We start from the raw sequence: 20,109 nt of genomic DNA, 5'->3' as shown, positions 1-20,109 counted from the left end.
CGAGATTAAAGGGTGAAGTTGAATTGCTACGCTCTCAACTTGATTGATTGAAGTCAATATGATTTTTCGCTTCGTAAGCGTGACTGGGTGATATTTTATTTAGGATATTTTTGGGGGTGCAAAGGCTTGAAAGGCCTTTGTGCCCGCATTTGTTTGTAGAAAAGTAAAAATAGATTCCCATTAAATTGGATATTTCCTTGTGCTTCAGGCCGAAGGATCATATAATACTATAGAACTTTACTGTCTAAGTATGGGTTAAGCAGGAGTGTGGAGGAAAATAATGAAACGCGATAATTATGAAGTGCTCGGGGTCGAGCGAAATGCCGGTGAACAGGAGATTAAAAAGGCTTATAGAAAATTAGCCCGCCAATATCATCCGGATGTTAATCCGGGTAATAAGGAAGCGGAAGAGAAGTTTAAGGAAGTTACTGATGCGTACGATGTTTTAAGTGATCCGGAGAAGAGAGCGCGTTATGATCAATTTGGTCATGCAGATCCTAGTCAGGGTGGATTTGGAGACGCAGGGGGCTTCGGTGATATTTTTGATATGTTTTTCGGCGGAGGAGGCGGCGGACAACGGCGCGGCGGTCCACAACGGGGTTCGGATTTGCGCTATGCAATGACCTTGAGCTTTGAAGAAGCGGTGTTTGGCGTAGAAAAAGAAATCCAGATTCCGCGGGACGAAACTTGTATGGATTGTCAGGGGTCTGGAGCGGCACCTGGAACGCATCCCACGACCTGTTCCCAATGTCATGGGAGTGGGCAAGTTAAGGTCACTCAACGAACACCTTTTGGTCAAATTCAAACAGCAAGAACTTGTCCGGCCTGTAATGGGGAAGGCCGTACTGTCAGCAGCCCGTGTTCTACATGTCATGGACAAGGGAAGGTCCGCAAGGTTAAAACTATTAAGATTAGTGTTCCTGAAGGGTCTGAAGACGGCTTAAACTTAAGGTTGAGCGGTGATGGTGAAGCCGGGGCTAAAGGCGGGCCGCCTGGAGACCTGTATATCATTTTACAAGTAAAACCACACAAGTTCTTTGAGCGTGATGGAAATGACGTTTATTGCGAGATTCCGATTACCTTTGTTCAAGCAGCTTTAGGTGCGGAGATTGATGTGCCAACTCTAGATGGAGTGGTTAAGATGAAAGTTCCCGAAGGGACACAAACGGCTACCATCTTTAGGCTTAAAGCGCATGGTGTCCCGCGTCGTCGAGGAACCGGCCGCGGAGATCAGCATGTTCGAGTGGTTTTGACAACTCCAACTAAGCTTAATGAAAAGCAAAAGAAACTCTTGCGTGAATTCGGGGAAGTTACTTCAGAACAACAACAAATGGGTAAAAAGTCCCTGTTCGAAAAGTTTAAAGAAAACCTCCGCGATGCAATGGGGTGAAAAAGGAGTATAAACAATGGATTGGCGTGAAGTGGCGGTAACAGTTTCATCTGAAGGAGAGGAAACTGTTGCCGATCTTTTTTATGAGTTAGGTTGTCCTGGTGTCAGTGTGGAAGATCCTGAACTTTTATTAAGCTACATGGAATCCGGTGAGTGGGATTACCATGCTTTTGAAGAGGTAGAGTTAACCGGAACCTGTGTGGTAAAGGGTTACTTTCCAGAGGATGATGAACTGACGGATAAGCTTAATAAGCTCGATTTAAGAATTTTTGAGCTCATAGAGCGCTATCCTCACTGGCTTATTTTGAGAAAGGGACTCTCGTTAAAGGAAGAGGATTGGGAAACTGCCTGGAAAGCCTATTTTAAACCATTACATATTGGCAAGCATTTTCTGATTAAACCAACTTGGGAGCAAGTTGACATTAAGCCTGAGGATGTCGTTCTTGAGCTTGACCCGGGTATGGCCTTTGGTACGGGAACACATCCTACGACAACGTTATGTTTAAGGACGTTAGAGGACATTATAAGACCAGGGCACATGGTTTTCGATTTAGGAACAGGTTCTGGAATTCTTGCTATTGCAGCGGCAAAACTCGGGGCGAAGGTAGATGCGGTGGATCTTGACTCGGTTGCAATCAGGGTGGCTCAAGAAAATGTTGCTTTGAATAATGTGAATGACCGAGTACGAGTATTACGTGGAGACTTAGGGACAGTGCTTGCTGGACAGGCAGATGTTGTTATTGCCAATATTATTGCTGACGTAATTTTAATGTTACTGCCGGATTTAAAGCGATTATTACATCAGGATGGTGAGTTTTTAGCGTCCGGAATTATTGACAATCGGGCCGATGAAGTTGAAGTTGCACTAAAGGAAGCAGGATTTAAAATTGTAGAACGTGTCGAAGATTCTGGCTGGATTTTATTTCGAGCGAGGTGGGCTTAAAATGAATCGGTTTAAAATTACTGAACTGGGCAGAGATGTTTTTTGGCTGCGTGATGCGGAACGAGAACATCTCGTTCGAGTACTTCGACTTACCCCCGGAGATTTGGTGGTAGGTTATGATAATACTGGGCGGGAATATACCAGTGTTATTGATAATATTGAGGATAAAAGTGTCACCTGTCGAATTCTCAGTACCGATCAGCCGGATGTAGAAGCTCATACCTCGGTTTTTGTGGTGGCAGGACTTTCCAAAGGGGAAAAGATGGAATGGGTAATTCAGAAAGGAACTGAGTTGGGAATGGCAGGGCTTATTCCTTTGCGCGCTAAACGTTCTATCGTACATATTGAGGGGAAAAAAGCTCAGGACAGGGTCGTTCGTTGGCAAAAAATCGCTTCCGAGGCTTCAAAACAGTCTCATAGGGTACAAGAACCCGAAATATTTGAGGTGTGTGATTGGAAGGATCTTAAAGAACATTTACCTGAGAATACCCAGTGGCTTATACCTTATGAGGAAGAGAAGACGCAGCGTTTGACCTCTGTGCTTGGATCGATGAAGGCCGAACACCCTACTGCTGTAATCATTGGCCCTGAGGGCGGGTTTGAAGAGACCGAGGTGGCTTGGGCGAAAGAAAACCTGGGTGCGCAAAGTGTTTCGTTGGGACCAAGGATTCTTCGGACGGAGACAGCGGCTGTGGCAACGCTTACGCTGGTGTTGGGGCATTTTGGGGATATCGGGTGACTTGCGTGTACATCGCTCGGTCATACGACGCAGAGCAAACTAACCGTTCAAGCTCTTGGCTTTGGGGAGCAGGGTTCATCCTTCGGCGATAGTATTATTTTAAAGAACCCGCCTACGGCGATAATCTCCACTGGAGACTATCGTGCCAGATGAGCCGTCCGTGGCTCACTGGCGGCAGTGTACATCCGACGTCCATGGATGGACTAGTGTCCCCGGAGCCCGAAGACACTGTCTTCGCACGGATTAGCCTTCTTGCAGGATGGCGGGAGGGGACCCTGTACACTGCCCCGCGTCTGGGGTCGCTTGAACGGAACTTTGCTTAGCTGCTTACGTAAAGACGTCGCTGATGTATGACACTGCGTCCCGGGGCTGGGAACGGGGGAGACGCTTGTTTGGGAGAAGGCACATTTCATGTGCGCCTTCTATGCAAGTTGGGGGACCGTTCTTGGTTGCCCTTAGCTGCTTAGGTAAAGACGTCGCTGATGTATGACACTGCGTCCCGGGGCTGGGAACGGGGGAGACGTTGTTTGGGAGAAGGCACATTTCATGTGCGCCTTCTATGCAAGTTTGGGTAGTTGTTCGAGACTGAGGCGAGAAGTGGGCCTTGGCTCACAGGCATCAGTGGATGTCTGCTTTGGAGACAGTAAACCATAACCACGGAAAAAGGTGGAATATTAATGCCCTATGATAGTCAAAATACAATGGTCGAACTACAAAAAGCAGTTTGTTTCGTCACACTAGGCTGTAAGGTGAATCAAACTGAAAGCGAAGCGATGGCTCAACTTTTTCGAGAGGCGCAGTATCAAGTGGTTAGTGCTCAAGAGGAAGCGGATGTTGTTGTTGTTAATACTTGCACTGTGACGAATACTGGTGACAGTAAATCCCGTCAGGTCATTCGCCGGATGATTAAGGCTCACCCCGAGAGTGTTGTGGTGGTTATGGGTTGTTATGCTCAAACGGCTCCGGGGGAAGTTTTAGGGATTGAAGGGGTGGATCTGGTTCTTGGGACTCAGGATCGCGCGAAAATCTTGGAATGGATTGAGAAAGTTAAGGCGGAAAAGGTGCCTCAGAATGCTGTGCGCGGGATTTGGGATGCTGAGGAGTTTGAAGAGCTTCCACAACTTAGTGAAGAGCACCGGACGAGGGCGATGCTGAAGATTCAGGAAGGGTGCAATCAGTTTTGTACGTACTGTATTATTCCTCATGCCCGAGGGCCTTTGCGCAGTCGGCGCCCTGAGAATGCGATTGCTGAGGCTCGGCGGCTGGTTGCGGAGGGGTATCCGGAAATTGTCTTGACGGGTATTCATACGGGATTCTATGGCGAGGATTTGCAAGAGGATTGGAATTTAGCTCGTTTAGTAGGGGAGTTGGAAAAAATCCCTGGTCTCCGCCGCTTGCGGCTGAGTTCGATTGAGCCAATGGAGTATACGTCTGAGTTGATTGAGTGCATTGCTTCGTCTGATAAAGTCTGTCCTCATTTACATATACCCCTTCAGAGTGGAAGCGATAATGTGTTAGCTCGTATGCATCGTCCCTATGATTTAAAGGAGTACAGTGCCTTATTGGCAAGACTTCGACAGCGGATTCCAAATCTTGCTGTGACGACTGACATTATTGTCGGTTTTCCTGGGGAGACGGATGAAGACCATGCCTCTACTGTGGAGTTTGTAAAGTCTTGTAATTTTTCCGGAATTCATGTGTTTCCATATTCTAAGCGGAAAGGGACCCCTGCAGCGGATTATCCGGATCAAGTTTTGAAGCAATTAAAGGATCAAAGGGTCAAGGAGCTTTTAGTGGTTGCTCGGGATAGTCAGGCAAGGTTTAGTCGCAGTTTTATTGGAAAATCTGTGGATGTGTTGATCGAAAGAGTTGATTTAAAAGGATGTGCTGTTGGGCATACTCCTCATTATATTCAGGTGGAAATTCCTGCGCGTGAGGACGGCAAGCTGTGGGCCTCAGGGGAATTTGTAACTGTTGTGTTGGAGGAATACCATATCAAACTTTCTTAAATCCTCTGAAAGAAAGATTGTGAACTAGTCAATATAGTTGTTTTAGGTGAATAAGATATGGGAGGTAATGAATACAAATGTCGGATTGTATCTTTTGTCAAATAGCCCTTGGTAAGATTCCTAGTGAAATCGCTTATGAAGATGATGAGTTAATTGCTTTCAAAGATATTCAGCCGTTAGCTCCTGTGCACTTGGTGATTATTCCTAAAATACATTTGCGCAGTCTCAATGATGTAACCCCCGAAAATGAACGGTTAATCGGCCATCTGTTTGGGATCATCCGACGGCTTGCAGGGGAGTTTGGAGTGGCAGAATCTGGCTACAGAGTGGTTACCAATACTGGGACTGACGGGGGACAGGTCGTGGGGCACCTGCATTTTCATTTACTCGGGGGGCAGGCCCTGAACGCTAGAATTGGATGATTTTTAGTGATGCTTTGAGTTAGATCAGTTGAGAATCAGTTGAGATAACAGTCTACCGACTAAAGTGAGCTTGACGCGACCAACTTCATCCAGTATAATAATGAAGTATATTTGTGATGATCCAGTGGAGGGAGGGATAGACAATGAGTGAAGTCAAAGTTGGTAAAAATGAATCCCTTGATGCCGCACTCCGCCGGTTCAAGCGTTCTTGTCAAAAGGCAGGTGTTAGTGCAGAGGCTCGTAAGCACGAGGCATATGAGAAACCAAGTGTGAAGAGAAAGAAAAAGTCTGAAGCTGCACGTAAACGCAAGTTCAAGTAAGGAGTGTCTCGAATTGACCCTGAAAGATCGCTTGGTTGAGGATATGAAGGCTGCCATGAAGGCCAAAGAGGAGGGGAAGGTTAGACTTTCCGTCATCCGAATGGCTAGGGCTGCCATAAAAAATGCTGAGATCGACAAGAGAATTGAATTTAACGATGAGCAAGTCATCGAAGTATTAGCACGCGAAATGAAGCTGCGTCGGGATGCGCTTGAAGTTTTCGGGCAAGCGGATCGCCCTGATAAGGTTAAGGCTCTGGAAGAGGAAATAGTCGTTCTAATGGATTACCTTCCTCAACAGCTTTCCGAAGGGGATATTCGCAAACTCGTTCAAGAGACCGTTACCACACTAGGGGCACAAAGCATTAAAGACCTCGGGAAAGTCATGGGGGCATTATCTCCTAAGACTAAAGGACGGGCTGATGGCAAAATTGTCAATCAGATTGTTCGGGAAATTCTTGGGGCATAAGCTTAATTATGCTTAGTAAAAGAGGCCCAGTTACGTAAGTAACTGGGCCTCTTTTATACGATTTTCCTAAAATTTTTAAAACAATTTGATCAAGGCTTGGACTATTATTGCTTTTCCTTTCATAAATATCCAGAGAAGGGAGGGCTTTTTTTGTTCAAGAAAATACAGACCAGCGTTGGAGAAGTTTTGGATTTTCCACCGGATGTAGTGGGAGAAGGTCCTAAAATTACGATAACTGGACGAAGGCAAATAATGGTTGAGAATTACAGCAGTATTCTTAACTTTTCAGAGGAAGAAATACGGCTGGAAACTGCGGAGGGAGATATCTTTTTTAGAGGAAAGGGGTTAATGCTTAAGGTTATCTTAGCTACTGAACTGCAGATCGAAGGGGAATTGTTTTCCTTTTCGTTTGGCGGAGGGGAGATAGAGTAATGTTTGAATGGTTGCGAACGTTCTGGCATGGGCGAATTCTTTTCCTCGCACGGGGAGAGCAATTAGCGCACTTCGTTAATCTAGTCTCAAGAGACGGTATCATTCTTTATCATACCCAAAAATCCGAACGGGGGATGCGGGCACAGATTAAGCTTGCAGATTTTCGGCGATTGCGCAAGGCCGCACGCCAGACACGTACAAGGGTACATATTGTTGCTAAATATGGCTGGCCTTTTGTTGCTGCACGCTGGTGGCGAAGAAAGGGACTATTGCTGGGGATTATAATTATTGCTTCTGTACTGACGATTCTGTCTCAACTTGTGCTTTCAATTTCCGTGTCGGGAAACAAGAACCTTAGGACTCCCGAAGTACTTGAACGGGCTGAAAATCTTGGGCTTAAAACATGGGTCTATTCGAAAAAACTAAATTTAAATGGGATTGCCAAAACACTTCAGGAACAACTGCCTGATGCCGCTTGGATAGGTATAGAACGTCATGGGACGAACATAGAAATTAAAGTGTCGGAGAAAATACGTCCGTCGATTCCCAATGAGGCAGGGAACCTTGTCGCTAGTCGTGCAGGAATAGTTAAGGAAATTATGGTGATTGAGGGGATGCCGATGGTTCATGAGGGGGAAACTGTTCGGGCTGGGCAAGTCTTAATTAAGAGCCCTGGAAATAATCAGAGCACTTCAAAAGGTACCCCCCCTGTCTCTGTGGCCAGAGGGTTTGTACGAGCGCGAGTATGGTATAGTGCTGAAGCTCAAATTCCATTAGTTGAGGATAAAGTAGAGGAAAGTGGAAGAGTTGCCACGGGAAGAGGTATAAAATTTGGTTCCCGCGTTATAATGCTAACTATACAGAATTCCCCGTTTGAGCAATCTCGCCAAGAAGAGATCAGTCAATCTTTAAAACTCTGGAGGAATTGGCGTTTTCCTGTCGAAGGTATAAGAGTGAATCATATAGAGCTTCGTAATCTGCATATTGAACGTTCTGTTGATGAAGCTCGCCAACTAGCTGAACAAGCAGCTCGGGTCGAAGTCCAGAAAAAGATCACGCTGGGAGTTCCAATCGTGTTAGAAACAGTGAAGGTTATTTCTAATAACTCCGATTCAGAACGAGTTAGAGTAGAAGTAGAAACCTACGAAGATTTGGCTGTATATGCCAATCCGTAGGAGCAGCGATATTTTTTGCCAATGGGGAAGGCGTGAACCCTAGGTATGGCACTGGGAAGTAAGGATGATGGTATTGAAGATAAAAATGTTCAAAACGATCTGGGATGAGCTGTCTAGCCGTTTTGATTGGCTTAAACATCACACCACTTGGTTACGGGCCATTGTTGGGGTGATGTATTTTCTGTTGCTTACGGTTTTGTTATCTTCCAATATTTTTGTATCTACACTGCATTTAGAAGTAGGAGAGCCTAGTCCTCAGCTCATTACTGCACCGTGGACCAGGGTTATTGTGGATCAAGCAAAGTATACTCGAGATAAGGAAGCTGCGGCAAAAGCTGTTCCGCCGGTGTATAAGCCGGATGAGGAGTATTTGACCTTGTTAACTAAAGAAGTCGGAAATGCGTTTATCTCTCTGCGCGAGGCCTCAGATAATAACAACATCAGCGAACTTAAGAAATTAGAGCCCTTCACGAGTTTGCCAGAGAGTTTATTAACATCTCTGATTGAGACTGTGCCCGATGAATTAGATAAGGCCGAAAAAGCCGGCAGAGACATTATCTTAAACAAAGCACGCAGTTTGGAGACTGGAGCTCGGACTAGCGAAGATATGCCAGCGTTTCGTGATCGGACTAAAACAGATTTAGATCAGTCCGAATTGAATGAGGATTTCAAAGTTTTTTTTAAGGGGTTCATAGACCGTGAAGTGACGCAACCTACTTTGATCGTGGATGAAGCAACTATGGATGTGTTGCGAGCGGCGGCACGAACTGCAATAAAGCAGGAGGAGCTTCATTATAAGGCTAACCAAAAAATTGTGGGAGTTGGTGATATTGTCGATGAGACAATTTACGAAGTCCTGGTTGCCTATGGTTTGATTAACAACCAAAATACAGGGAAATCAGTGGCGGGGATTGCCATGATTGTGCTTATTGGAATGGGCTCGATTTTACTGTATTTATTTCAGTATAAAAGGGATATCTTCCGAATGACTAATCGTCTTGTGCTTATCGGACTTACTATTAGCTTGGTTTTGGCCATTGGGAGAGCAGTGATCGCTTTAAATTTGGGGACTGACTTTAATTCTTTGTCAGGTATGCTTATTCCAATAGCTTGGGCGACCATGACAGTCGCGATTTTAGTTGGCGTGGATATAGCCATTATGGTTTCCTTGGTCTTAGCGGTTTTTGTATCTGTCTTAGTTGATCCTGCTCTTTCGACCTCTTTTGGCCTGCATTCAGGCGTAGTGGCGCTCTTTGGAGGGATTGTTGGTGTTTACAGTGTTTCTCGTTTAAGCCAGCGTTCCGATTTGGCGCGTGCAGGGATATTTGTCTCTGCCGTTAACGTTTTGGTGATCAGCGGGATTGCGTTAACCTCAGACATGCGCTTAGCTGTTTGGGTGGTTGGTGTGATCTTAGGGATTGTCAATGGCTTAGCGTCTTCGTTTTTAACGGTCGGGGCCTTACATTGGTTTGAGTCAGGATTTCATATTACGTCATCTGTGCGACTGTTAGAATTATCCGACCCTAATAGACCGTTGCTGAAACGCTTATTGTTGGAGGCTCCGGGGACATACCATCACAGTATTCTAGTAGGTAATCTGGCCGAAGCGGCCGCGGAAGCTGTTCGAGCGGATGCTACGTTGGTCAGAGTTGCATCGATGTATCATGATATTGGCAAGTTGAAACGTCCTTACTTTTTTATTGAAAATCAATTTACCCAAGATAACCCTCATGATAAGATCGCTCCTACTCTAAGCTCGTTGATTATCACCTCTCATGTCAAAGATGGGCTAGAGCTGGCGAAGGATAATAAACTTCCGGTGCAGATTCAAGATATCATTGCTCAGCACCATGGAGACAGTCTTGTAAGTTTCTTTTACCATAAGGCTCTTGAGGAATATGAAAATGTCCCAGAGGAAACTTTCCATTATGAAGGTCCCAAACCCCAGACCAAAGAGGCTGCCTTGGTTGCTCTGGCGGACAATGTCGAAGCTGCTGTAAGATCTATGAAACAACCAACTCCAGGGCGGGTCGAAGGATTTGTTCGGAAGATTATCAAAGACAAACTGAACGACGGACAACTGGATCAGTGCGATTTGACGTTTCAGGACTTAGACCGGATTGCAATGGCCTTTGTACGTGTTTTGAGCGGTATTTTCCACTCCCGGGTAGAATATCCGGAGATGCCAAGCATTAAGGAGAATAATAATCATTCAATGCATAAGAAACTTGAGGGAGAAGTGGGTCAAGAGGATGATGAAAGCTCTCAAAAGGAAAAGCAACCAGAAAGTCCTGAGGGAACAGTTGAAAGTATAGTTTCACGAGAAGGATAGATAACATTAGGAAAAAACAGGCACAATGAAATAAGAATAAAATTAACAAAGGTTATCGTAAGATGATAAAAATAGGCTGATTTTGAAAATCGAAAGGGGGAAGGGTAGACCACATTCCGGCTCATAGGTGGGTTTGCTCGAAATTGTGTGATCATAGATATCTCTTGGGAAGAAGAATCGATCTTGCAGGAACAGCGTGAACCGCTGGCGACTATGCTAAATAAAGCTATTAATGAGGCTGTCCGACTGTCAGATGGCTCGGAAGAGGCGGAAGTAAGCTTATTGTTAGTGGATAATCAACGTATCCATGCCTTAAATCTTGAGTATCGAGGAGTAGATCGGCCAACGGATGTTCTTTCTTTTGCCTTACAAGAAGAGATGGAGGAAGAACCAGAAATTGAGGAAGAGGACGAGATGCTTGGGGATATTGTAATCTCTGTCGAACGGGCAAGAGATCAAGCGCAGGAATATGGGCATTCCTTCGAGCGGGAGATTGTATACCTGGCTGTCCATGGGACTCTCCATTTATTAGGCTTTGATCATGAAGAAGAGAATGATAAACAAGAAATGCGCAGTAAAGAAGAAGAGGTAATGGCTAAGTTGAAGTTAGAGAGAGTATAGCAATATGCTAAGAGCCTGTAACTTCAAACGGAGGGATATCAGATGGGGATTCATCATAAACCGGGGTTTTTGCGCAGTCTAAATCAAGCCTGGCGCGGAATGATATACACTGTAAGGACTCAGAAGCACATGCAATTTCACGTAGTTGCAGGTATTAGTGTCTTGCTCTTTGCTTGGTGGAGCAGGGTTACACGGTTTGAATGGTTGATTCTTATTTTGGCGATTGGGAGCGTCATTAGTGCGGAGGTCATGAATTCCGCCATTGAAACTGTAGTTGATATGGCGCAACCGAATTATCACCCTCTAGCAGGAATGGCCAAAGATGTTGCGGCAGGTGCTGTTTTAGTCACTGCGATTCAAGCAGTAGTGATTGGGATGATAGTTTTTGCCCCTGCATTGTTGCGATTAACAAGAGGGATCTTTTAGAATGAGGAGAATTTATCTTCTGTCATCTTTAGAAAGGTTTGCTAGGAGTTGTTTGTGTGAAGCAGGATCAATCCCAAAATACAGAGAGAATTGAGTCAGAGCTACTAGGAATGCTCGATCCTAAGCTCATACAAGAACTTATTAACCGGGCCAAAGCAGCATATGAGCAAGCGTATGTGCCGTATTCCCATTACCCAGTCGGGTCGGCAGCGCTGTTTTCATCAGGAAAGATTTATAGTGGATGTAACGTGGAGAATGCCAGTTATGGTTTGACGGTTTGCGCAGAACGAAATGCAATTTTTCAAGCTATTGCTCGTGGAGAACGAGAATTAAAAGCAATAGTGATCGCTGTTCCGAGTGACGTTTTTCCATCTCCATGCGGCGCATGCCGACAGGTAATTCGTGAATTTGCTGTGGATTGTCCGGTCATTTTGATGAATGGTCAAGGACATTTGCGGTGGACAAGTTTGAAAGTGTTGTTGCCGGAGGCGTTTGGGCCGGAGTTTCTCTAGGGGACTTGTGTGTACATCGCTCGGTCTTACGACGCAGAGCAAACTAACCGTTCAAGCTCTGGGCTTTGGGGAGCGGGGTTCATCCTTCGGCGATAGTATCATTTTAAAGAACCCGCTATTGCGATAATCTCCACTGGAGACTATCGTGCCAGATGAGCCGTCCTTGGCTCACTGGCGGCAGTGTACATCCGACGTCCATGGATGGACTAGTGTCCCCGGAGCCCGAAGACACTGTCTTCGCACGGATTAGCCTTCTTGCAGGATGGCGGGAGGGGACCCTGTACACTGCCCCGTATGTGGGGTCGCTTGAACGGAAGTTTGCTTAGCTGCTTACGTAAAAGACGTCGCGGATGTATCACACTGCGTCCCGGGGCTTGGAACGGGGTTACGACTGCTTAAGAGAAGGCACATTTCATGTGCACCTTCCTTCTTAAGGGGTGCTTATGTTATTGAGCTGTTCTGAGGATGTGTGAAATTCTTTAAGAATACTTGCTCAAATGTCTGCTGAATAGACGTTATTAGTTAAGGTTATGGTAGTATATAGATAACATGAAAAATTAATGCTAGAAGATAGGGAAGTGACTTCACCGTTGGGTTCATTAAAATCAAATGAATTTCGCTCAGGTTTTGTGTCTGTTATTGGAAGACCGAATGCAGGGAAATCAACCTTGCTTAATCATTTGTTAGGACAGAAAGTGCTTATCATGTCCGATAAGCCTCAGACTACCCGTAATCGAATCCAGTGTATCTTGACCGAGGAACGGGGACAGATTGTTTTTTTGGATACGCCTGGAATACATAAGCCAAAGCATAAGCTCGGAGAATTCATGGTTGGTGCGGCTAAGGAATCCATGCGAGAGGTTGACGTGATCCTTTATATGGTGGATCTTTCGGCGGATTTCGGTCCTGGGGAAGAGTTTATTATTGAAATGCTCAGGCAAACGAAAACGACCTGTGTGCTTGCTTTGAATAAAGTTGACTTATTGAGTAAAGATCAGTTGATGCATAAAATTCAGCAATTCTCGAGTTTGGCAGATTTCAAGGCTATCGTACCTATTTCTGCAAAAACAGGGGAAAATACGGATGAACTGTTAAAAGTGATTTTTGATAAAATGCCTGTGGGTCCGATGTATTATCCTGAAGATGAAGTGACTGACCAACCGGAACGTTTTATTATGGCGGAGTTAGTACGCGAAAAGGTACTTCAACTGACCCGTGATGAGGTCCCGCATTCGATTGCTGTTGTGATTGAAGAGGTAGAACAAAAGAAGACTTTGGTTAAAGTGCGAGCCTTGGTTGTGGTTGAGCGAGATTCTCAAAAAGGGATTATCATCGGGGCAGGGGGTAAACAACTTAAGGAAATTGGCCGCTTGGCTCGTTTGGATATCGAGGCTTTGTTGGGCAGCCAGGTGTTTTTAGAGCTTTGGGTTAAAGTTAAAAAGGATTGGCGGAACAGGCCGGATAGCTTGCGAAACTATGGCTATGGAAAGGAAAAGGGATAACATAGATGAATATTGCAGGAATAACAGATCACACATTATTAAAACCTCAAGCGTCTGAAAAGGATATTGTGGCACTTTGTCATGAAGCTCAACAGTATAAGTATGCGGCTGTTTGTGTTAATCCGTGTTATGTGCAAACGGCTTCTAAACTTTTGCATGGGACGGGGATTTGTATTGCTGCTGTTGTGGGTTTTCCATTAGGGGCGACGTATACAGAAGTTAAAGTTCAGGAAGTATTTATGGTTAAAGCACATGGCGGTAAAGAAGTGGATATGGTCATAAATGTAGGATGGGCAAAATCCGGAAATTGGGAAGCGGTTGAGCGGGATATTACCAGAGTGGTGGAAGCAGCCCATGAGTGCGGGTTAATTATAAAGGTTATTATTGAAACCAGTTTGCTTACTGAAGATGAGAAAAAATCGGCGGCCGAGATTGTTAAACGTTCGGGGGCAGATTTTATTAAGACTTCAACTGGCTTTGCCGGAGGGGGAGCCACCATCGAGGATGTGCGTAATCTGAAAAAATGGGTTGGAGAAAACGTTAAGGTTAAGGCATCAGGTGGAATAAGGACGAAGGAGTTTGCGCTTGAGCTCGTGGAGGCTGGAGCGGATAGGTTGGGGACGAGTGCGGTACTTGCTTAAGAGGGCTTGTGGAGGACTTGTGTGTACATCCGCTCGGTGCTTACGACGCAGAGCAAACTAACCGTTCAAGCTCTGGGCTTTGGGGAGCGGGGTTCATCCTTCGGCGATAATCTCCACTGGAGACTATCGTGCCAGATGAGCCGTCCATGGCTCACTGGCGGCAGTGTACATCCGCCGGCCATGGATGGCCAAGTGTCCCCGGAGCCCACGAAAACACTGTTTTCGCACGGATTACTCTTCTTGCAGACACTGTCTTCGCACGGATTAGCCATTTGCAGGATGGCGGGAGGGGACCCTGTATACTGCCCCGTATCTGGGATCGCTTGAACGGAAGTTTGCTTGGCTGCTTACGTAAAGACGTCGCTAATGTATCACATTGCACTGGGGCGTGGAACGGGGTTGACGTTTTTGGGGGAAGGCACATTTCATGTGCGCCTTCATGCTTTAGGGCACAAAGTCAGCTTTTCATCCACAAAAAATGCATACTAAGATCATTGAATACAAAGAATAGAAAGGGTGAGTGGGCGTGGCCGTTTATCATGCGGACGCGTTGGTGATCCGCAGCAAGCAATTTGGTGAGTCGGATCGTGTACTCACTCTTTTTTCCCGTGAGTTGGGGAAGCTTCAAGCTGTGGCAAAAGGGGTGCGCAAACCTAAGAGTCGTCAAAGAGCGGGGGCTCAATTATTTACATATGGGGATTTTCTGATTCATCGGGGGAAGAGTCTGGATACCGTCAGTCAGTGCAGCCCTAAGGAGAGCTTCCCTCATCTTTGGAATGATCTGGATCGGTCATTTGCAGCTACCGGGATTGCTGAGCTGTTAGATATCTCGACAATACCTGAGCAGCCTAATACGGAACTCTTTACACTTACTTTGACCTGTTTTTTTCTACTTGAACAATTTGATCCATCTCTTGTGCTTAGTACATACTCTTTGCGGCTAATGGAAGTCTTGGGGTATCGTCCGCTTCTGGGGGAATGTGCTGAGTGTGGGGTTAGCGTGAAGGGGGATCGGATGTTTTTCAGTTTAGAAGCTGGTGGGACTTTATGTGGGAATTGTCAGGAGAACTATTCTGGGCGATGGATTCGGGCGGGCAGTATTGCATTTATGCGTCAGCTGATTCGTGCTGATATTACTAAGCTGGACCGTATGCGTTGGGGGGCTTGGATGCAGCAAGAGATTTTGGAGACATTACGAGTTTATCTTGAGCATAAGTTTGAGCGTCCTCTTAAATCGTGGAGGATGGGAAGTTTAACACAGGATTCATTGGAGCGAAGTTTTGATGGAAAGGAAGGCAAAGAAAATGAATGAACCTTGGACAGAACTTGAAAAGATAGATGTTTTGCGTGAACGAATGGGGATTGGATACGAAGAGGCTCGTACGGCCTTAAACTTGGCTCAGGGTGATTTACTGAAGGCTTTGGATGATTTGGAGAAGGTTCGAAATGGTTTAGGGCAAGACTGGAGTTTTGAAGAGCGTGGACAGGGGATCTTGGATAGTGTCAAATCTACGATATCGAGTATAAGTCACTCTACAATCAGCCTCAAACGGCATGACAATACGATTATCAGCCTTTCAGCTCCCTTGGGACTAGCTCTAGCGTATACAATTTGGAGGAAGCCTGGTTTGCGAATGCTGGCACTTGTAGGCGCTGTAGGGGCGGCGATTAACCATTTTGAGTTGGAAGTTGCTTCTAAAGAGGATTATTCTCACGATGAAGGAACGGGAGAGTTTTAAGTTTGTTAATGGATATTTTGCTGAATAATTGACTTGCACATTAGCGGTATTAAAAATTAGAAGGATTTTTTCTTATTTAAAAATAGCTGCTTTAGTCACCTAGAAGAATTTAGCTGTTTAAAGTAGATTTACAATGATAATCCTTATATGAAAAGAGAGAGAATATGGATTTCGTCGAATCAATCAAAAGATATGGTCCATACAATGAGCAAGAGGAAAAGGATAAAGAGGTAATTCTAAATTGCTTAGGGGTATTTGAGGATGTTTTAACGAGAAATAATAAGATTGCTCATTTCACAAGCTCCGCTTTCGCAGTAAATAATTCAAGAGATAAAGTGCTTGTAATCCATCATAATATTTATGATTCGTGGTCCTGGACAGGTGGACATGCAGATGGGGAAAAAGACCTTTTAGCTGTGGCCATTAAAGAATTGAAGGAGGAAACTGGAGTTAATAATATTCACTTGGTTACACCGGGCATATTTTCTCTGGACATACTTCCAGTGCTGGGGCATATGAAAAGAGGGGAGTATGTATCCCCACATCTACATTTATCAGTGGCGTTTTTGATGGAAGCTGATGAGAATGACGCTGTGATTGTTAAAGAAGATGAAAATAGCGGTGTTAGATGGATTCCACTAGAAAAATTGATTGAATATAGCAATGAACCTCATATGCATAAGGTGTATGCGAAGTTTATCTCTAAAATTAAAGAATTATAGAGTACTTTAGCATATCGCCTAACAAAAGGTTGCATTAGGAAAAAGCAGTCCTAGTTCTCGATACATTTGACACAATTTCTTCCTCAGCATATAATAAATAAAATTAATGCCTTTAATATGCGATGATGGGAAAGAAGTTCACGAATCCTCTCTAATAGCGAGTTCGGGTGGGTGGAAGCCGAAATGAGAGAAGTGAATGGGGCAACTCTGAGCACATAAAACGAAGGGGACCCTGAGGGGTCAAACAGGGTGGAACCGCGGGAACAAGCTCTCGTCCCTGTAGCTTTAAAAATGCTACGGGGGTGAGGGTTTTTTATTGTTTTTTGCCCAAAGGAAAAAGGTTTCGGAGAGATATTTAAGGAGATCTGTGAGTTACAACAATTTAGAATAATGCTTGCCTAATCAAAAAAGGGACAGAAGAACTGTCCGCACGTATCCAGCCTAGTCGTCCAGAAACTAATTTTAGGAGGTCTACTATGAAGTTCCAAGATATTATCTTAACCCTTAACCAGTTTTGGGGAGAACAAGGGTGTATTATTGCGCAACCGTATGATGTGGAAAAAGGGGCGGGTACTATGAACCCGGCAACTTTTTTGAGGGCTCTGGGACCGGAGCCGTGGAATGTAGCTTATGTTGAGCCGTCTCGCAGACCTACGGATGGTCGGTATGGAGAGAACCCTAATCGGTTGCAGCACTATTTTCAATACCAAGTCATTCTTAAGCCCTCTCCGGACAATGTTCAGGAGCTATATTTGCAGAGTCTGGAGCGGCTGGGAATTAATCCACTCGAGCATGATATTCGGTTTGTAGAAGATAACTGGGAGTCCCCAACTTTGGGTGCCTGGGGGTTAGGCTGGGAAGTTTGGTTAGATGGTATGGAAGTGACTCAGTTTACGTATTTCCAACAATGTGGAGGGATTGACTGTAAACCGGTTTGTGCTGAAATCACATACGGGTTGGAGCGCCTGACCACTTATATCCAAAACAAAGATAATGTTTATGATATTGAATGGGTTGGGGATATTACGTACGGGGATATTTATCTTCAGAATGAAATAGATTACTCCCACTATAATTTTGAAGTAGCGGATATTGAAGCATTGCAAACTTGGTTTGATATGTATGAGCGTGAGGCCAAACGGGTTGTTGAGAAGGGTTTAGTGCTTCCAGCCTATGATTACGTACTGAAATGCTCGCATACGTTTAACCTGCTGGATGCTCGGGGGGCAATCAGTGTCACGGAACGCACAAGTTACATTACTCGGGTCCGTGGGTTGGCACGTCTTTGTGCTCAGGCTTATGTAGAGCAGCGAGAGAAATTGGGTTTCCCTTTGCTAAAGACTAACTCTCTGAAAGGGGTGGAGTAAGATGGCGAATGATTTTTTACTTGAAATTGGAACGGAAGAAATCCCAGCTAAATTTTCTCCAGGGGCCATGACCCAATTGGAAGAACAGGCACGCAAACGCTTAGCAGAGCTCCGCTTAAGGTATAAGGAAATAAAGGTTTTTGCCACCCCTCGTCGTCTGGCACTTTTGGTAATGGAACTTGCGGGAACCCAAGAGGATTTATCCATGGAGGTCAAGGGGCCGGCTTTAAAAGCCGCCTATGATGCCAGTGGAGCACCCACGAAGGCTGCCCAAGGCTTTGCCAGAGGGCAAGGCGTAGCGGTAGAAAATCTTTTTGTTCAAGAGGTTAATGGGGTACCCTATGTATTTGCTCGAAAATCAGAAATTGGGCTTGAGACAAAAGCACTCCTGCCGCAACTTGCTATTGATACTATTAACTCCTTGCATTTTCCAAAGCCAATGCGCTGGGGCGAACTTGATTTTCGTTTTGCTCGGCCTATTCGTTGGATTGTTGCACTTTACGGTTCAGATGTCGTTCCCTTTGAGTTCGTAGGTCTTGAGTCGGGACGCGCCTCCCGCGGGCATCGTACTTTAGCGACTGAGGGTGTACTGATTGGCCAACCCTCGGATTATCGTAAGGCTTTACGTCAGGCTTATGTGATCATCGATCCGGAGGAGAGAAAGACTGCCATCTTAGCTCAATTGAAAATTCTAGCTGAGAAGGTCGGTGGCGAGGTGCCTGCAGATGAAGAACTTCTGGGTGAGGTCATTCACCTTGTGGAGTATCCCACGGCTTTAATAGGCGAAGTGGCTTCTCAATACATGCATTTACCTGAGGCTGTGATTACAACTCCAATGCGTGAGCATCAGCGGTATTTCCCAGTCCGATCTCGAGACGGACAACTTCTGCCCTATTTTATTACGGTGCGAAACGGAAATGATTTCGCCTTAGACATGGTTAAAGCTGGAAATGAAAAGGTATTGAAAGCTCGTTTGGAAGATGCGGCCTTCTATTATAGGGAGGATCAAAAAGTTTCACTGGCAGAATTAGTGCCTAAGTTAGGGAAAATTGTGTATCACGAGAAATTGGGCACAGTTGAACAGAGGGTTGAACGTTTACGTGGTTTATCTCGATTCATGGCAGGGCGTCAAGGGTTCGGAGCAGCTAAGCAAGAAGAGATCGATCGAACTGCTTATTTAGCGAAAGCGGATCTAGTAACCTTGATGGTCAGTGATTTCCCTGAACTGCAAGGAATCATGGGTGCGGACTACGCCAAAGCCAGTGGAGAGAAGCCTGAGGTCTGTCAAGGAATACTTGAACACTATCAACCTCGTTTCGCAGGAGATGTGACGCCGGCCTCTGATTCAGGGCGCGTGGTCAGCATTGCGGACAAACTAGATGCGATTGTTGGGGCATTCAGCATTGGGATTCAACCTACAGGGTCTCAAGATCCTTATGCTCTCAGAAGGCAGGCCCAGGGGATTGTGGCAATCCTTTTAGACTCAGGGTGGGATCTTTCCTTAAACGAGCTTATTCTGGAGTCCTACAGCCTTCTTGAGAAGCAAGGAACGGTTCCTTTGCCCATTGGAGACATCTTGCCTTTGTTACTGGATTTCTTCCAACAAAGGGTGCGTTTCGTGCTTCAGGAACAAGGTCTGCGCTATGATACTGTGGATGCGGTTTTGGCGCTTGGCAGTCATGAGATTAATCGTGTAGTGAAAAGAGCTCGGGTGCTTTCTGAAAAACGGGTGGAAGAAGCTTTTGTCCTTTATGCCCAAACCTATACTCGTTGCTTTAACCTAACCAAAAAAGAACCAACTTTAGAGTTAGATCCATCCCGTTTGGTCGATGCAACCGAAATAGCCTTAGCTGACGCAATATCCTCTCGCAGACAGAGTTTTGATCAGATGATTAGCTTGGGGAATTATGAAGAGGCCTATGATCTTGCCTGGGAACTGATCCCGCAAATCGAAGCTCTTTTCCAAGCGGTCATGATTATGGTGGAAGATGAAGACTTGAAGAAGGCACGTCTGGCGTTACTCGGTCAGTGTGTGGGGATGTTGGGATGCTTGGGTGAATTAAGTATTTTGGCTTAGTGAATAAATGAAAGACCAATTTTTATGGACTAAAAGACTTCATTAATTTAAAAAAGTGGCTGCCTCATTATAAAATGGACCCTGTAAAATAGACAGTTAGAAAAAGAGGCTCTATAGCCAAAATTTAACTGACTCTGTTTTACAGGGTCTTTTTTTTGTTTGCTATTCATTTTGGAAGGACACAATCCTATTATGGTAAAGAATTATTTTACAGATGAACAGGTACAACAATTAAATATGAATCCATACGTTAAAAAAGCTAGCAATAAAGCTA

The 20,109-nt window shown here is 45.1% G+C and carries 20 protein-coding genes; all 20 read left to right on the top strand.

Translation table 11 applies throughout. The annotated features are described in order from the left end of the window. Nucleotides 1-280 precede the first annotated feature (280 nt). The 20 genes from dnaJ (at nt 281) to glyS (ending at nt 19,835) form a co-directional block, all read left to right on the top strand. Nucleotides 281-1,390 carry a molecular chaperone DnaJ gene (gene dnaJ, locus M8E35_RS05710; protein WP_252467865.1) on the top strand — a complete coding sequence of 370 codons (1,110 nt, stop codon included), beginning with the start codon at nt 281-283 and terminating at the stop codon, nt 1,388-1,390. A gap of 16 nt (nt 1,391-1,406) precedes the next feature. Continuing rightward, the gene (gene prmA, locus M8E35_RS05705) at nt 1,407-2,333 is read left to right on the top strand and encodes a 50S ribosomal protein L11 methyltransferase (protein WP_252467863.1); all 927 of its coding nucleotides are present in this window, start codon (nt 1,407-1,409) and stop codon (nt 2,331-2,333) included. Between the two features lies 1 nt (nt 2,334). Continuing rightward, a complete protein-coding gene (locus M8E35_RS05700) occupies nt 2,335-3,072 on the top strand; it encodes a 16S rRNA (uracil(1498)-N(3))-methyltransferase (RefSeq protein WP_252467861.1) in 738 nt (245 codons plus the stop codon). A gap of 677 nt (nt 3,073-3,749) precedes the next feature. Continuing rightward, complete coding sequence (gene mtaB / locus M8E35_RS05695; RefSeq protein WP_252467859.1) at nt 3,750-5,081, top strand: tRNA (N(6)-L-threonylcarbamoyladenosine(37)-C(2))-methylthiotransferase MtaB; 1,332 nt, start codon at nt 3,750-3,752, stop codon at nt 5,079-5,081. Nucleotides 5,082-5,158: 77 nt separating this feature from the next. Then, nucleotides 5,159-5,503, top strand: coding sequence for a histidine triad nucleotide-binding protein (locus M8E35_RS05690; protein ID WP_073028650.1), 345 nt, complete (start codon nt 5,159-5,161; stop codon nt 5,501-5,503). Nucleotides 5,504-5,646: 143 nt separating this feature from the next. Next, nucleotides 5,647-5,823 (top strand): 30S ribosomal protein S21, encoded by a 177-nt coding sequence (gene rpsU / locus M8E35_RS05685; protein WP_014904736.1) that lies wholly within the window; start codon nt 5,647-5,649, stop codon nt 5,821-5,823. 13 nt (nt 5,824-5,836) lie between these two features. Further along, a complete protein-coding gene (locus tag M8E35_RS05680; protein ID WP_252467857.1) occupies nt 5,837-6,289 on the top strand; it encodes a GatB/YqeY domain-containing protein in 453 nt (150 codons plus the stop codon). 150 nt (nt 6,290-6,439) lie between these two features. Then, a complete protein-coding gene (locus tag M8E35_RS05675; protein ID WP_252467855.1) occupies nt 6,440-6,721 on the top strand; it encodes a YabP/YqfC family sporulation protein in 282 nt (93 codons plus the stop codon). Continuing rightward, nucleotides 6,721-7,896 carry a sporulation protein YqfD gene (gene yqfD / locus M8E35_RS05670; protein WP_252467854.1) on the top strand — a complete coding sequence of 392 codons (1,176 nt, stop codon included), beginning with the start codon at nt 6,721-6,723 and terminating at the stop codon, nt 7,894-7,896. Before M8E35_RS05675 ends, yqfD begins: the two co-directional genes overlap by 1 nt. 64 nt (nt 7,897-7,960) lie before the next feature. Then, on the top strand, nt 7,961-10,228 hold the full coding sequence (locus tag M8E35_RS05665; protein ID WP_252467853.1) for an HD family phosphohydrolase: 2,268 nt from the start codon (nt 7,961-7,963) through the stop codon (nt 10,226-10,228). A gap of 147 nt (nt 10,229-10,375) precedes the next feature. Then, on the top strand, nt 10,376-10,849 hold the full coding sequence (ybeY, locus tag M8E35_RS05660) for an rRNA maturation RNase YbeY (protein WP_252467852.1): 474 nt from the start codon (nt 10,376-10,378) through the stop codon (nt 10,847-10,849). Between the two features lie 42 nt (nt 10,850-10,891). Next, nucleotides 10,892-11,275 carry a diacylglycerol kinase family protein gene (locus tag M8E35_RS05655; protein WP_252467851.1) on the top strand — a complete coding sequence of 128 codons (384 nt, stop codon included), beginning with the start codon at nt 10,892-10,894 and terminating at the stop codon, nt 11,273-11,275. Nucleotides 11,276-11,385: 110 nt separating this feature from the next. After that, on the top strand, nt 11,386-11,787 hold the full coding sequence (gene cdd, locus M8E35_RS05650; RefSeq protein WP_252468126.1) for a cytidine deaminase: 402 nt from the start codon (nt 11,386-11,388) through the stop codon (nt 11,785-11,787). A gap of 560 nt (nt 11,788-12,347) precedes the next feature. Then, complete coding sequence (era, locus tag M8E35_RS05645; RefSeq protein ID WP_252467850.1) at nt 12,348-13,289, top strand: GTPase Era; 942 nt, start codon at nt 12,348-12,350, stop codon at nt 13,287-13,289. Nucleotides 13,290-13,294: 5 nt separating this feature from the next. Beyond that, nucleotides 13,295-13,930, top strand: coding sequence for a deoxyribose-phosphate aldolase (gene deoC, locus M8E35_RS05640; RefSeq protein WP_252467849.1), 636 nt, complete (start codon nt 13,295-13,297; stop codon nt 13,928-13,930). A 526-nt stretch (nt 13,931-14,456) separates the two neighbouring features. Continuing rightward, nucleotides 14,457-15,242: a DNA repair protein RecO gene (gene recO, locus M8E35_RS05635; protein ID WP_252467848.1), complete on the top strand. Its 786-nt coding sequence runs from the start codon at nt 14,457-14,459 to the stop codon at nt 15,240-15,242. Continuing rightward, nucleotides 15,235-15,669 carry a DUF4342 domain-containing protein gene (locus M8E35_RS05630; protein WP_252467847.1) on the top strand — a complete coding sequence of 145 codons (435 nt, stop codon included), beginning with the start codon at nt 15,235-15,237 and terminating at the stop codon, nt 15,667-15,669. The genes recO and M8E35_RS05630 overlap by 8 nt, the downstream gene beginning before the upstream one ends. A gap of 164 nt (nt 15,670-15,833) precedes the next feature. Next, nucleotides 15,834-16,391 (top strand): NUDIX hydrolase, encoded by a 558-nt coding sequence (locus M8E35_RS05625; protein ID WP_252467846.1) that lies wholly within the window; start codon nt 15,834-15,836, stop codon nt 16,389-16,391. 476 nt (nt 16,392-16,867) lie between these two features. After that, nucleotides 16,868-17,758: a glycine--tRNA ligase subunit alpha gene (glyQ, locus tag M8E35_RS05620; protein ID WP_252467845.1), complete on the top strand. Its 891-nt coding sequence runs from the start codon at nt 16,868-16,870 to the stop codon at nt 17,756-17,758. A gap of 1 nt (nt 17,759) precedes the next feature. Then, nucleotides 17,760-19,835: a glycine--tRNA ligase subunit beta gene (glyS, locus tag M8E35_RS05615; protein WP_252467844.1), complete on the top strand. Its 2,076-nt coding sequence runs from the start codon at nt 17,760-17,762 to the stop codon at nt 19,833-19,835. The last annotated feature ends 274 nt before the right edge of the window (nt 19,836-20,109 follow it).

The organism is Desulfosporosinus nitroreducens (assembly GCF_023897015.1).
Taxonomy (GTDB): Bacteria; Bacillota; Desulfitobacteriia; order Desulfitobacteriales; family Desulfitobacteriaceae; genus Desulfosporosinus; species Desulfosporosinus nitroreducens.
This window is presented reverse-complemented; position numbering and strand designations above follow the sequence as displayed.

Excerpts from the sequence above, each read along its gene's own strand:
- M8E35_RS05690 (WP_073028650.1), top strand. The coding sequence starts at position 5,159 with ATGTCGGATTGTATCTTTTGTCAAATAGCCCTTGGTAAGATTCCTAGT.
- deoC (WP_252467849.1), top strand. The coding sequence starts at position 13,295 with ATGAATATTGCAGGAATAACAGATCACACATTATTAAAACCTCAAGCG.
- mtaB (WP_252467859.1), top strand. The coding sequence starts at position 3,750 with ATGCCCTATGATAGTCAAAATACAATGGTCGAACTACAAAAAGCAGTT.
- yqfD (WP_252467854.1), top strand. The coding sequence starts at position 6,721 with ATGTTTGAATGGTTGCGAACGTTCTGGCATGGGCGAATTCTTTTCCTC.
- M8E35_RS05655 (WP_252467851.1), top strand. The coding sequence starts at position 10,892 with ATGGGGATTCATCATAAACCGGGGTTTTTGCGCAGTCTAAATCAAGCC.
- rpsU (WP_014904736.1), top strand. The coding sequence starts at position 5,647 with ATGAGTGAAGTCAAAGTTGGTAAAAATGAATCCCTTGATGCCGCACTC.
- era (WP_252467850.1), top strand. The coding sequence starts at position 12,348 with ATGCTAGAAGATAGGGAAGTGACTTCACCGTTGGGTTCATTAAAATCA.
- M8E35_RS05665 (WP_252467853.1), top strand. The coding sequence starts at position 7,961 with ATGATGGTATTGAAGATAAAAATGTTCAAAACGATCTGGGATGAGCTG.
- M8E35_RS05630 (WP_252467847.1), top strand. The coding sequence starts at position 15,235 with ATGAATGAACCTTGGACAGAACTTGAAAAGATAGATGTTTTGCGTGAA.
- glyQ (WP_252467845.1), top strand. The coding sequence starts at position 16,868 with ATGAAGTTCCAAGATATTATCTTAACCCTTAACCAGTTTTGGGGAGAA.
- cdd (WP_252468126.1), top strand. The coding sequence starts at position 11,386 with ATGCTCGATCCTAAGCTCATACAAGAACTTATTAACCGGGCCAAAGCA.
- M8E35_RS05625 (WP_252467846.1), top strand. The coding sequence starts at position 15,834 with ATGGATTTCGTCGAATCAATCAAAAGATATGGTCCATACAATGAGCAA.
- dnaJ (WP_252467865.1), top strand. The coding sequence starts at position 281 with ATGAAACGCGATAATTATGAAGTGCTCGGGGTCGAGCGAAATGCCGGT.
- prmA (WP_252467863.1), top strand. The coding sequence starts at position 1,407 with ATGGATTGGCGTGAAGTGGCGGTAACAGTTTCATCTGAAGGAGAGGAA.
- glyS (WP_252467844.1), top strand. The coding sequence starts at position 17,760 with ATGGCGAATGATTTTTTACTTGAAATTGGAACGGAAGAAATCCCAGCT.
- M8E35_RS05700 (WP_252467861.1), top strand. The coding sequence starts at position 2,335 with ATGAATCGGTTTAAAATTACTGAACTGGGCAGAGATGTTTTTTGGCTG.